General features: G+C 70.5%; 9 protein-coding genes and 1 pseudogene. 1 reads left to right on the forward strand and 9 read right to left on the reverse strand.

Annotation, left to right across the window (positions count from 1 at the left end; genetic code table 11):
* Nucleotides 1-71: 71 nt before the first annotated feature.
* On the forward strand, nt 72-1,358 hold the full coding sequence (locus Sm713_RS24465) for an IS256 family transposase (protein ID WP_212912260.1): 1,287 nt from the start codon (nt 72-74) through the stop codon (nt 1,356-1,358).
* Nucleotides 1,359-2,562: 1,204 nt separating this feature from the next.
* Here Sm713_RS24465 and Sm713_RS24470 read toward each other — a convergent pair.
* The 9 genes and pseudogenes from Sm713_RS24470 to Sm713_RS24510 form a co-directional block, all read right to left on the reverse strand.
* Complete coding sequence (locus Sm713_RS24470; RefSeq protein WP_212912261.1) at nt 2,563-3,339, reverse strand: TatD family hydrolase; 777 nt, start codon at nt 3,337-3,339, stop codon at nt 2,563-2,565.
* The gene (locus tag Sm713_RS24475; RefSeq protein WP_212912262.1) at nt 3,336-4,628 is read right to left on the reverse strand and encodes a hypothetical protein; all 1,293 of its coding nucleotides are present in this window, start codon (nt 4,626-4,628) and stop codon (nt 3,336-3,338) included. The genes Sm713_RS24470 and Sm713_RS24475 overlap by 4 nt, the downstream gene beginning before the upstream one ends.
* Nucleotides 4,628-5,404: a hypothetical protein gene (locus Sm713_RS24480; RefSeq protein WP_212912263.1), complete on the reverse strand. Its 777-nt coding sequence runs from the start codon at nt 5,402-5,404 to the stop codon at nt 4,628-4,630. Before Sm713_RS24480 ends, Sm713_RS24475 begins: the two co-directional genes overlap by 1 nt.
* On the reverse strand, nt 5,404-7,302 hold the full coding sequence (locus Sm713_RS24485) for a P-loop NTPase fold protein (protein ID WP_212912264.1): 1,899 nt from the start codon (nt 7,300-7,302) through the stop codon (nt 5,404-5,406). The genes Sm713_RS24480 and Sm713_RS24485 overlap by 1 nt, the downstream gene beginning before the upstream one ends.
* A gap of 524 nt (nt 7,303-7,826) precedes the next feature.
* Nucleotides 7,827-8,074, reverse strand: a pseudogene (locus tag Sm713_RS40635) (IMP dehydrogenase); the annotation flags it as partial.
* 34 nt (nt 8,075-8,108) lie between these two features.
* Nucleotides 8,109-8,792, reverse strand: a complete 684-nt coding sequence (locus tag Sm713_RS24495) for a hypothetical protein (protein ID WP_212912265.1) — start codon at nt 8,790-8,792, stop codon at nt 8,109-8,111.
* Nucleotides 8,793-8,812: 20 nt separating this feature from the next.
* On the reverse strand, nt 8,813-9,958 hold the full coding sequence (locus tag Sm713_RS24500; RefSeq protein ID WP_212912266.1) for a hypothetical protein: 1,146 nt from the start codon (nt 9,956-9,958) through the stop codon (nt 8,813-8,815).
* The gene (locus Sm713_RS24505) at nt 9,955-10,761 is read right to left on the reverse strand and encodes a hypothetical protein (protein ID WP_212912267.1); all 807 of its coding nucleotides are present in this window, start codon (nt 10,759-10,761) and stop codon (nt 9,955-9,957) included. Before Sm713_RS24505 ends, Sm713_RS24500 begins: the two co-directional genes overlap by 4 nt.
* Nucleotides 10,758-12,221, reverse strand: coding sequence for a hypothetical protein (locus Sm713_RS24510; protein ID WP_249416670.1), 1,464 nt, complete (start codon nt 12,219-12,221; stop codon nt 10,758-10,760). The genes Sm713_RS24505 and Sm713_RS24510 overlap by 4 nt, the downstream gene beginning before the upstream one ends.
* Nucleotide 12,222 lies beyond the last annotated feature (1 nt).

Consider the following 12,222-nt stretch of genomic DNA (forward strand, 5'->3'; position numbering starts at 1 on the left):
ACCGGGCCGCTCATACCTCGTGCGGGTCTGTACGGTGAGTGGTGTAACTCCCGAGCTGGAAGCGACAGTTGATGACTGACGTGACGAGTGGCAGCGAGGCCGGGAAGGCCCCTGTGAGTGGGACGGGCGCCGTGGATGACGGGCTGGTCGCCGAGTTGGTGGCCCGGGCTCAGGCCGGTGGCGTGAAGCTCACCGGGGAGGGTGGCCTGCTGCAGCTGCTGACCAAGCGGGTGCTGGAGTCTGCCCTGGAGGGCGAGCTCACTGATCATCTGGGGCACCAGCCCGGTGAGCGGGCCGAGGGCGGTCGGGACAACTACCGCAACGGGCACCGGTCCAAGACCGTGGTCACCGAGTCGGGGCCGGTCGAGATCTCGGTGCCGCGGGACCGGGCGGGGTCGTTCGAGCCGCAGCTGGTCAAGAAGCGTCAGCGGCGTCTGGGCGGGGTGGACGAGATGGTCCTGTCGCTGTCGGCGAAAGGGCTGACGCATGGGGAGATCTCCGCGCATCTCGCCGAGGTGTACGGCACGGAGATCTCCAAGTCCACGATCTCCGCGATCACCGACAGTGTGATGGCTGGCATGGCGGAATGGCAGAACCGCCCGCTGGACAGCGTCTACCCGGTCGTCTTCATCGATTGTGTGAACGTGAAGGTCAGGGACGGGCAGGTCGCCAACCGGCCTGTCTACATGGCGGTGGCGGTCACTGCCGAGGGGCATCGGGACATTCTGGGTCTGTGGATCGGCGACGGCGGGGAGGGCGCAAAGTACTGGCTCCAGGTCCTGACCGAGATCAAGAATCGCGGCGCGGCTGATGTCCTGATGCTGGTCTGTGACGGCCTGACCGGCCTGCCGGACGCCGTGAACACCGTCTGGCCTGCGACGATCGTCCAGACCTGTGTCGTTCACCTGCTGCGGAACAGCTTTCGTTACGCGGCCCGGCAGGACTGGGAGAAGATCGCGAGGGCGCTCAGGCCCGTCTACACCGCGGCAACCGAGGACGCCGCCCTGGAGCGGTTTGTGGAGTTCACCGACGCCTGGAGCAAAAAGTATCCGGCGATCGTTCGCCTCTGGGAGGCGGCCTGGGCGGAGTTCGTGCCCTTCCTCCAGTTCGACGTGGAGATCCGCAAGATCGTCTGCACCACCAACGCGATCGAGAGTATCAACGCGCGGATCCGCAGGGCCGTCCGGGCCCGGGGGCACTTCCCCACCGACCAGGCCGCCCTCAAATGCGTCTACCTGGCCGTCATGAGCCTGGACCCGACCGGCACCGGACGCAAACGCTGGACCATGCGCTGGAAGGCCGCACTCCAAGCCTTCGACATCACCTTCGACGGCCGGCTCACCGCCGGACGCCGCTGAAGAAAACCGACCGAGTTCCACCGTTTGCTACACAGACCCCAGCTCTGACCAGCAGCGATAGCGAACTGCAACTGGAGTACTAGGACCTGGACGTTGGTGATCACGGCGCGGTCGGCGTTCGCGAAGTGGTCAAGAGGTTGCGCGCGTTGGTCGGGGGTGTGGTTGCCGTTGGTTGACGATACGGACAGGGTGCCGGCCCAGGAGGGGCGCTGTTCGGTGGGGAGGGTGCACAGGGTGTGGCCGAATTGGCGGGCGAAGTCTTCTGCGTCGGCGACTTGTTGGGAGTAAACGATCACATGCTTGAGGTCGTGGGTGGTCATCGCTTTGAGGACGCCCAGGTGCAGGGCCGTCGTCCGGCGGGCGGTCGGGGACGGGGACTCCCACGTCGGTGCGGTCGACGCGGTGCGCTTCGGGCGCGGGCGGGTGTCCCGGGGCCTCGGCCAGGCGGGGGGCTTCCCACTCGTACGGGGTCGCGGTAGGTAGAGGCGGCGCTCGATGCGGATCCGGGAGGAGTCGTGGACCATCGTCCACTCCTTGTCCCAACTGCCCGCGGTACGGTGCGCCTCGTCGACGACCGTGAGATCGAAGGTGGGTGCAGGGAAGATGGAGTGCTGGATTTCCTCGATCCGCGAGAGAGAGTCCAAGGTGACGAACACAGTCGCCGGCTCGTTCTTCTTAGCGCGCTGGGCCAGCCAGTACGCCAGGTACCCCCCGAACCTGTGCTGCTCGCTCCTGCTTCGGCGAGCGCGGGGGGCTTGTCGGCGTTCAGCGACGACACCGCCATCAACGCCTCCCTCCGCCCGTCCGCGCGAGCAGCCGCCGCCCACTGGCCGATCGAATCCCGGCTGGGCTACCACCACCAGCAGAAACCCGACGTTCAGGGCCTTTGCCGTAGGAGGGCAATCAGCGTCTTACCCGTCCCGCACGCGGAGACCATGTGCCCGCGACTCCCGGGCTTTTTCAGCCCGCGTGCCCCGCTGTCCACGGCCGCCTGCTGATCCGCGCGCAGCACCCGACGGGCGGGAACGGGGGTGTCGGCTGCGAGTGCCATGAGCGCCGTGGCGGAATCGGGGGCGGAAGGAGTCACGGGCGACCTCGAGCTCGCAGCGGAAACGGGCACGCCTATCCTCCCGGATCGACCGGGCCGGCCTGGCGGAAACGGACCGATCGCAAGCTCCAGTGAGGATGTGCTCCTGCGGCGGTGTCACCGTGGCGGGAGTGAGGCGAGGTGGGACCGTACCCGTCGGCTGAGCAGTGTTGCGCAGCGGGTGTCGCGCACGAGTGCGGCCAGGTTGTGCCACACGGTCTGGCGGATGTCCCTGGGTGTTGTTCGGTGGTGGCGTGCGAGGGTCTGTTCAACGGCGGTGACGTTGCCGGGCAGTGGCTGGGCGGAGCTGCGGTCGCCGAAGGGGTGGTCGGTCTCGGTCAGTACACGGTCGAGAGGAATGGTCTGCAGCAGAGCGGTCTTGCGTGCGGCGGAGGCGTTGACGGAGAAGTAGCAGCCCAGGCGGACGGCGCGGGCGGTCTGCTCCGGGTCTCCGAGCCACCAGTGGAGAACCATGCCGGGGGCCGGGGACCGTTCCAGTTCGTCCAGCACCTGCTCGCAGGCGACGTAGCTGTGAATGCTGGCGATGCGCGGGGTTCGCGCCAGGACGTCGAGGACGTTGCGGAGGGTGGTCTGTTGGTTCTCGAGCGGGACGCGACTCCTGCCGTCGAGTCCGATCTCGCTGACCAGCGGGGTGTGGTCGATCAGTTGAGTGAAGGTGTTGGGGTCGAAGCCGGTGTGGCTGCGGGCGAGTCCGGGGTGGGCGCCGACTCCCCAGATGATCCGGTCATCGTGTCGCTGGACGGCTCGGGCGGCCTCGGGCAGGGACCGGGTGGCGGCGAAGATGACGGCGCCCAGGCCAGCGAGGTCGTCGACCGGGACGCTGGTGTCGATGTGTGCGTGCAGGTCCAGCGGTGGCAGTGCGCTCGTCCTCATGATGGGTACAGCAGCTCCAGTTCCGCGACGCCCCGCCGGCACAGCTCGTAGGCCTGGCGGGTGGGGTAGTCGGAGGGCAGGTTCAGGGTGGTGATGTCAGCTGGGCGCAGGCCGCGGGCGAGGAAGGTGCGCAGTGAGGCTTCGACCGACTTGTCGGCCAGGTAGGCGCTGAGGTGTGCGTCATGGCGAGTGTGGAGGTAATCGGTCGTGTCCTCGAGCTGGGCGGCGTGGAAGGAGGCGCGGCGCAGCAGGCAGCCGAAGCACACGCCGCAGTGCGTGCGCACGGGGATGCGGTGGGTGCGGTGTCCAGTGTGGGCGCAGGAGTGGGTGCTGCTGAGCAGCCGGGCGGCCGGGCCGGTGCCGACGAGTCCGGCGGCCAGGGTGAACATCTCGCCCTTGGTGCGGGCGGCAAAGGGGTTGTGGATGACGGCGTGGGCTCCAGCGTCGTGGGCAATGGCGGCCAGGGTCTGCAGGAAGAGGGGGTGGGTGGTGCGGGTGGACACGGCGCCGCGCTGGTCAGGGGTGAGCGGCACGTTGAGAGAGGCGAAACCGTTCTCCGGGATCCACAGCGGCACCTTCTCCACCGCGGCGGTGGCCAGGCCCAGGGCGAGGAAGAGCAGGGAGCGGGTGCGGGTGGAGTACTCGTTGCGCAGTTTCACCCCGGTGGACTGATGGCTTTTGCGGGAGAACCGCAGCGGCTGGTGGAACTGCGGGGGGCCGTCGATGAGGTGGGCTATGTCGTCGGCGACGGCGCGTTGGATGGGGGCGAGGGTGGTGGCGCCGACATGGGAGAGCAGCAGGTGCTGCTCTGGCCCGAGGTCGTGGCGGGAGTAGAGGGCGCCGACCGCCGAGTCGGCGCCGCCGCTGAGGAGGACGACGCGCCGTATTCCAGGGTGCGGGGTGTCGTGGATGGTTTCTTGCGGGGTGGCGGTGTGGTGGAAGCGGATCGACCAGCGGTCTCCGGAGAGGAAGCCCAGGAGGGGTTCGAGGCGTTTACGCACTGCGTCCCAGCGGGCCGGGGCGTAGACGGGTACGTCCAGTTCGAAGGTGCGTTGGGTCCAGTTGGAGCGGTTGGCGCGGCGGCGGGTGGTGCGGTCGGCGGCATAGACCAGCGCGGCGAGGCGGACCAGTTCAATGTTGGGTTCGGGGACGGGGCCTAGTGCTCCCAGGCATGGTCCGAGGGTGGAGACGAAGGAACCGCCCGGGCCGGGTGGCCACCAGAAGGTGGTAGTGCTGTCGGGCTCGGGCCGGGAGGTGTCGGCGTCCAGGCGCAGGGTGTAGGCAGGCATCAGGGCTCCATCCAGATGGACCGCATCGCCTCGATGCCTTCTTCGACGGCTCGGGTGATCTCGGTGGTGCTGGGGCCGGTGATCGTGAGGGGGGTTCGCTCGACCAGGGCGCGTGCGGTTTCGCGGATTTGGCGTTCACCATCGGCGGTGGCCCAGGTGGGGCGGGAGCCGTCGTTCATCTTCGAGGCGGCCTCGCTGAGGATCGCCTCGGAGATGGTCAGGGCCAGGGTTTCCCGGACGACTTCCTCGGGAGTGGGGGGTGCGCTGTCAGTGCCTGCCTCCAGGACCCATTGGGCCACTTCGCTGGCGACGAAGCGGCGCTCCTCGTCCTCGATGGTGCCGTCGGCGAGTGGCCCGCAAGCGGCCTCCACGATCCGACGGGTCCAGTCGATCGGGTCGTCGGCTACGGCCTGCAGTTCCGCGTAGTCGAGGCCGAGTTCCTGCAGGGCCTGCTCGTTGCCGGTGCGGTAGGCGTAGGCCGCGGCCGCTGCGCGGCCTGCCGTACGGGAGGACTGCACGACTGTGCGCTGTGCCCCTCCCCCGGCTCGGCCCCCTCCGGATTCGGTGGCGCCTCCTGCTCCGCCGCCGGGGCCGTCGGCGTGGCCGCCGGAGGTCCGGAACAGGCCGAGGGCTGGGGCGAGTTGGTCCGGACTGAGCTGAGGGGCGGGTGTGCCGGGGTCGGAGCCTGTCAGGGCGTCGAGCCACTGGGTGATGTTGTGCTGCAGTTGTTTGCTGGCAGGTGTGCCATTTCCGGTGTAGGAGCCCTTGGTGCCCATCAGAGGCGGCTTCCTGCGCCCAGGGCGTGCTCCAGGGCACGCTTGGTCCGGGCCGGGTCGGCCGGGGCATGGGTCTTCCAGTGCTCCAGCACGCTGCGGAAGGCGGGGTCGGCAGCCGGGAGGGTCAGGATGGTGGCCGGCTCCAGTTCGCCAGCCGGGACGGACTGCAGGAGCCGGGTGGCCCGTTCAGTGGTGGCCGGGTAGGCGGTGACGATACGGACCATGCCGCGCACGGCCGCGCTCTGTTCGGCCGGGCGGTCCCGGCCTGCCCGGCCGAGGTACTCGACCAGGCTCAGGGCGTCGTCCTCGCCGAGTGCTTCGATGTCGGCGTCGGTCACCCGGTGCTGGTCGAAGCGCGCGGTGGACAGCAGGTTGGCCGCGATGTCCCGCAGCCGACCCGGCAGTCCGGCGTCGAGGAGCTGCTCGCCGGAGAACGCGGCCGCCAAGTAGAGGTAGGGGGCCAGGTCCACGGGGCCGAGACTCGGGGAAAGTTTGGCCCATCGGATCAGTTCGTCCTCGAAGGTGACCGGCTCGGTCTCGTCCGGCGCCGGGTTCTGCTCTCCTGTCGAGGGGGCGTCGTCGTCGGGCGAGGGGCCGACGTCCTGGGCTGGCTGGGGTTCGGGGGCGGGACGGCCGGCGGCCGCTTCCAGTTTGGCCATCCGGGAGCGCAGTTCGCCGCGGGCCAGCCATCCCAGGACGGTGGTGAAGGCGTCGGGCAGGAGCTTCTCCAGCACCATGAGCTTGGCCACAATGTCCGCCTCGAGGAGGATGCCGCGGTGGTCGGCGACGGACTGGCGCACCCGCAGGTCGTTGAGAAAGCGCTTGATGCGGCGGGGGCTGCCTTGGAGCTTCTCGTAGAGGATGGGCGTCATCCGTGAGGCAAAGGCCAGTTCGGCGGAGATGTCGTTGCCGTTCACGGTCGTGGCCAGGTCGTCCAGCAGTCCCTTCTCCCGGCGCAGGCGTACGCAGGCCGCGATGTAGGGGGTGAGCTCCTCGTCGGGCAGGCGCTGGAGAAGTTGCAGCAGGACGAGGAAGGCTTCGGTGTCGAAGCGGCTCAGGGTGGGCAGCGGCACCGTGGTCTGCACAATCTTGTGCAGGTAGAGGCTGGCAGGTTCCTCGAAGTACCGCTCGTCTGCTCCCTGCTGTGTGCTGCCGGGGGCGGCAAAGCGGGCACGCAGGGCGTCGGCCACCCGGTGCTCGTCCGCGGCAACGACGAACGCCATCTTGGGCACCGCCAGGAACAGTCGGATGGTCTCGAGTGTGTCCACGACCGTTTCGGGCAGGCAGCGGTCGAGGTCGTCGACGAGGACGACGACGCGCTTGAGGTGGCTGAGCTCGGCGGACTCCATCAGCGTGCAGAACTCGCTGCGGAATTCCTCCAGTCCGCGGGACGGAGGGTCTGCGGCGTCGGCGTCCTGGCTGCTGGGTTCGATGTTGATCAAGCTGGTGAGGTCGTCGACGGAGGGCAGCTGCAGGGTCAGCGACGTCTTGGCCGCCACCTGCAGGGCCTTGGCCCAGTCGACCCGCCGGCGCAGCGTAGTCAGCACCGCCCGGGCACGGCTGCGGGCCTGTCCCGGCTGTTCTTTCTGGGCGAGTTCGGCGGCGACGGCGCTGAGCACCTCGCCGATCAGGGTTTCCTTGGCGCTGACACCGGGGTCGTAGCGCCACGGATCCGTGCTGATCACGAGAACGGTGGCGTCGGTCCTGGGCTGCGGGGCGAGCTCGTCCTCGATCAGTCGGAGCACCGTGGTCTTGCCGCTCCCCCAGGCACCCGAGACCCCGACGGTCACCGGGTCGAGGGCGTCGTCGAGTACGGCCTGGACCACGGTCTTGGCCACCGCGTCGAACGACAGAAGATCCAGGTGTGTCGGCTCGTCCGACCACAGCTGTGCAGACATGTTGCTCTTGCCCATCCCCCGGGCCTGCGACCTTTTCGTCTCAGGCGGTCCCCACACCAGCACTGTGCACCTGGGTTTTCCCGAATGTGCAGCGAACGCACACAATAACCCTCGTTTCATCCTCAACAACAGCAAGAGAAATATTCGTTGCGGACACCACTGCATCACGATCTTCGGTCCGAGGGCGCGGTCATGGCCGACCGCCCTGCCGCTGCCCCGGTGCGAGCCCGGTACGGGCGGTGGAGCAGCAGGCCGGCCCAGGCCTTCCTTAAGCAGGTGGGCGTGGTGGAGGGCAGGATGAGCCTCGGCGATGAACTCCAGCTGCCCGTATTGGCGTGCGGTGAGGTCTTCGGGGTTCTTCCACAGCGCGAGCCGGGCGTTCTTCCACGCCTTGGTCCCGGCAATGGTCCATCCCTTGCCGCCCGGCTCGGCTTTCCATCCCGACCGGTGCGTTTCAAAAGAAATCCGCCGGGACGGGGCACCCGGGTGCCCGGCCCCGGCGTGGGGGGGGTCGGGCTCAAGGCTTACTTAAGCAGGGTCTTGGTGGCGCGCCGCTCGTCCATCGCCTTGTAGCCCTCGGCGACCTGCTCCAGCGGCAGGGTAAGGTCGAAGACCTTCCCGGGGTTGATGCGGCCGGACAGGACGCGGTAGATCAGGTCGGGCAGGTAGCCGCGGACCGGGGCCGGGCCGCCGCGCAGGCCGACGTGGAAGAGAACAGCTCCTGGCCGTCGATCGCGACCTCGTGCGGGATGCCGACGAAGCCGAGCCGCCCAGGCGAGTTGGCTGCCGACGTCCCGGGAAGCGGTTCAGGTCGTCATGAGGCGGTGGTAGTCCTCGATGCGCTGGACCAGGTCGTCTTCGGAGATGCGGGTGAAGGCGCTCATCCGGGCGGGGGTGAGGCCGCTGATCAGGCCGGTCAGCGCGAGTTCGCACAGGGCCTGGTCGATGCGGGCCCGGGCAGCGCCGAGACTGACCAGGCCCAGCTCGGCGCCGTCCGCGGCCGGCATCGCCCCCTCGATGGCCAGGCCGGCCAGGTCACGCACCGCATCGGTGATCAGCCCGGTGACGAATTCCGCCTTGTCCAAGCCGGCGGCACCCGCCCAGGTGCGCTCGTAAGAGGCCGGTCCGGCCGGGCCGGCGCCGGCGTGCTGCGCGCGGTACGCGGTGATGTACTGCCACACCCACCGGTAGGTCACCGGGCACCGGCTGGTGCGCAAGGTCAGCTCCCGGTACAGCTCGAACACCTCACGGCGCTGCTCGGGCGCCTTGGCCCGGTCTTCTTCCAGCAGCATCTCCAAGCACTGGCGGACCTCGGCGAGCTCTTCCTCGTCGGCCGGGATGTCGAGCGTGATGGGCGGCACGGTCGTAAGCGCTTCCATGACCATCCGGCGGCCCACGCCGTGGCGCTTGGCTAGGGCCTCGGGCAGCCTCTGGCCCGCCTGGTGGTCGCGGCGGATCGCGTCGAGGAGTTCGGGGTCCGGCTCGGGCATCGTCTGCTCCCTGATCTTTGTCAGCGGGTTGTCGGGGTGGAACGGCTCTTGCGTGTGCTGCCCGGCCGTGTGCGGGCTCCTCCGCGCCGCGGACCGGGCGCCTCCATCTCGTGCAGTTCGCAGGCGCGGGCGGCTTCGACCACGGCCTGCTGGTCCCAGCTACTCAGCCGCAGCGGCCCTTCGCCGCGGATCCGGTCCAGGTTCACGAAGCAGCGCGCGGTCTCGAGGAGTCCTGCGGCCCACGCCGGTATCTGCGCCGGGCGGCCAGAGGGTGTCCGGGAGTCGGACGGTGGCGCGGTGGGGCCGGGCAGCTGGGTCTGCGGGCGGCCGGTGAGGATGCGCAGGGCTAGTGCCGCGGCGTGGACGGGGTGGGCGATGCGCGCGTGCAGCCGGTGTGCGAGGAGCAGGGTGTGCTCGTCCGGCTCGGGCGTGAAGCGGCCGGGTGCGGGCAGCGGGAGCACGGTGCGGTCTAGGCGCTTCGAGGCCGCCTCGATATCGGCGCGGGACGTCTTGCGCCGCAGGGGCAGCAGGAAGCACGGCTCACCCGGGTGGGGCGGGAACTGCGCGGTGGCCTGCCACCACGCGAAGTGGCCGGCCGCCTGCGGGTCGTACGGCCCGGCCACCGCCAGGGCACGGCGGGCTGCGGCCAGGGTGTGCACCTGCTCGTGTGCCAGCGCCGGCAGGGCGGCGGCCAGGGCGGCCGGAACGGGGCCGTGGCACAGCAGGGTCAGGCGCATGCCGGTCAACTCCCGCAGTGCAAGGAGGGTTTCGAAGTGCCGGGAGCTGATGCGGTGGGCGCGGGTGACCACGACGTGGCCGATGCGCAGCGTAGATATCCAGGCGGCTACCGTGCGCCAGGCGATCTCGGCCTGTGCCGCCCAGCCGACGGCCTCTGGGTTCCCGTCCACCGGGAGGTGTTTGCCCACAGAGCGCAGCAGGTCGTGGGCGAGCGAGGCGGGAGTGCCGGCCACCGGGGTGGGGTGGACTGTGATCCGGCCGTGGGTGGGGGCGTGGGCGGCCAGGGCCGCGGCCATGAAGGCGTAGTCGTCGCCGCGATCGTGCACCACGGTGAGCGGGGGCAGGCCGGGGCGGGTGCGGCCCGGTGCCCATACCGGCCGCCACGGGCCGCTGTCCCGCTCCCCCTCTGCCGCCTCGCGCGGCGTCATCGTGATACCCCGCCCCCGGACAGTGACGTACCGGCTGCCGGAGCGGCCGCAGCACCGGCGTCGACGTCCGGGCCGGTGGCGGACAGCGGGCGTGCGACCAGGCCGAGGGCGAACAGCACGTCCGGGTGCGGGGCCGGCCCGCACCCGTCGGGGACGAGCAGCCCGCGTGCGGCCAGGCGCGGAATCTGCCCGGCAGGCACAGCGTGAGGAAGACCGTGGACGGCTGTGTGCAGCAGGCATGTCAGGGCGGCGGCCTCGCCCGGGCTGAGGCTGGCGACGGTGTGACCGCCCTCGTGCAGGTTCTGCTCCTGTCCGACAGTGAGCAGTCCGGGCTGTACGGCCAGGTGGAGGGTGGTGTCGGTGTGGACGAGCCGGTGCGGGCCCGCCTGCTCCTCGAGCTGGGCGGCCAGGGTCTTCGCGGCCCGCCGCAGTTGGTGCGCCGGCCACTGCAGGGCCGAGGCCACATCGTCGGGGTGCAACGGGCCGGTCTCCAGCAGGGCCGCGTGCAGCACGGTGGCATGCTCGGCTGCTCCCGGGCCAGATCGTGGGCGGCGTCGCGGGCGCTGGTGCCCCGCATCGCGCAGCAGCGACTCGGGGGACGTGTCAAGGGCGCGGGACAGGGCGAACAGGGCCGCGGCGGACAGGGTGTGCGGACTCAGCCGCCTGTCCCAGTCGGCGACGGGGATGCTGCACAGTGCAGCCAGGTCCTCGTCGGTGAGATGGCGCTCCCGGGCCCGCTTGCGGACGAGGGTCAGGTCGAAGCCGGTCATGTCCCGCTCGCCGGAGGCCAGTTGGCTGCTCATGGGCGCACCGGCCCAAGGCGCGGCAGGACGTGAGGAGCGAGTGGAGCGGGGGTATGCAGGTGCCAGCCACGGGCGGCGGTGTGCCAGTCGTCGTCGGTGTGCGGGTGGTCAAGGGCGGGAACGGGCAGGCCCGCGTCGGCGATCAGGGCCTGAAGGCGGGGCATGGTGCCGAAGCAGTTCGCGAACAGGCCGTGAGCGGGCGCGGTGCGCGGAGTGCGGCGGCGGAATTCGAGCGCCGCGGCGAGCAGCGGGCGGGCGCGGGGCGGAATCGCGTACAGGTGCCGTGGGGCGGGCGGGGCGCCGATGTTGATCCGTCCGTCACGGTCAATGGCGATGTGCGTGGCCTGATCGCCGACGCTGGTGATCTGCGTCATCGCCAGCAGCGGCGTGGCGGTGCCGGTGCACAGCAGAGCCGCGATCGCCGCGGCGCGCAGCGGGCTGGGCAGGCGCGTGGTGATCGTGTGCACGGTGCGCGGGGTCAGGGGCACGGTGGTGATCCCGGGCCCCGCGCGGCGATTGAGGTCGTCGGGCACGTTCAGCAGCACCCCGCAGGTCAGCAGGCCGGCCTGGGCACCGCGGACCCGGGCCACGGTGTGCTGCGGGCTGGGGCTTAAGACCGTCAGCCGGGACAGGAATAGCCGCAGCGCCTCCGTCTCGCGCAGACCGAATGCGGTCGGCTTGGTGAACTCGGCCGGGCGGTCGGCCTCTTCGGCGCCGCCGCTGCCGGTAGGCGGCTTCAACGGCAGGCTGCGGGCCCACCATGTGCGGGCGGCGGCGTAGCCGGCACGGTACTGGGCATCCGTGCGCGCGAAGTCGGCCTCGTTCTGTCGGCGCCAGCACTGGGCTCGGAAGGCGGCAACTCCAGCGCGCGGTACGGCAGGCAGCGGCTGCGCATGATCGAGTGGAGGCGGGCCGGTCCGGTGGTCGGCGACGGCCGGCCCGATCGCGTCAAGGGCTGCCGCCGTACCCGTCACACACGCCACGTCCGCCAGGTGGGCGGCGGCCAGTTGCTCCGTCAGGCGCCGGACGTCGGCCGGCTGAGGGGTATGGGCGAGCAGGGTGAGGCGGATGCCGGTCTCGACACGCCAGGCGGCCAGGCGGCGCAACCGCTCGACGGTGAGACGGTGGGCGCGCAGCACAATCACCTCCCGTACGCCGGTGGCCAGGCTCCAGCAGGTCACCGCCCGCCAGGCCGGGTCGGTGGACATCCGCTCCGCTCCCTCGCGGGAGAACCCGAGGCGGCCCATCGCGCGCAGCACGTCCAGCGCGAGGTAGGCGGGGCTGGTGGTGTGAGGGGTGGGGTCGGCAGTGATCCGGCCGCGAGACGCATCCGCCCACCGGCAGGCGGCCCGGTGCACCGCACGGTCGTCGTCGGCGTCCAGGAGCAATCGCACCGGCCCCGCCGCCGATGCTGTGGCGGCGCCCGGCGTGGGAAGAACAGCGGGCAGGGACATCGTCATG

This window comes from Streptomyces sp. TS71-3 (genome assembly GCF_018327685.1).
GTDB lineage: Bacteria > Actinomycetota > Actinomycetes > Streptomycetales > Streptomycetaceae > Streptomyces.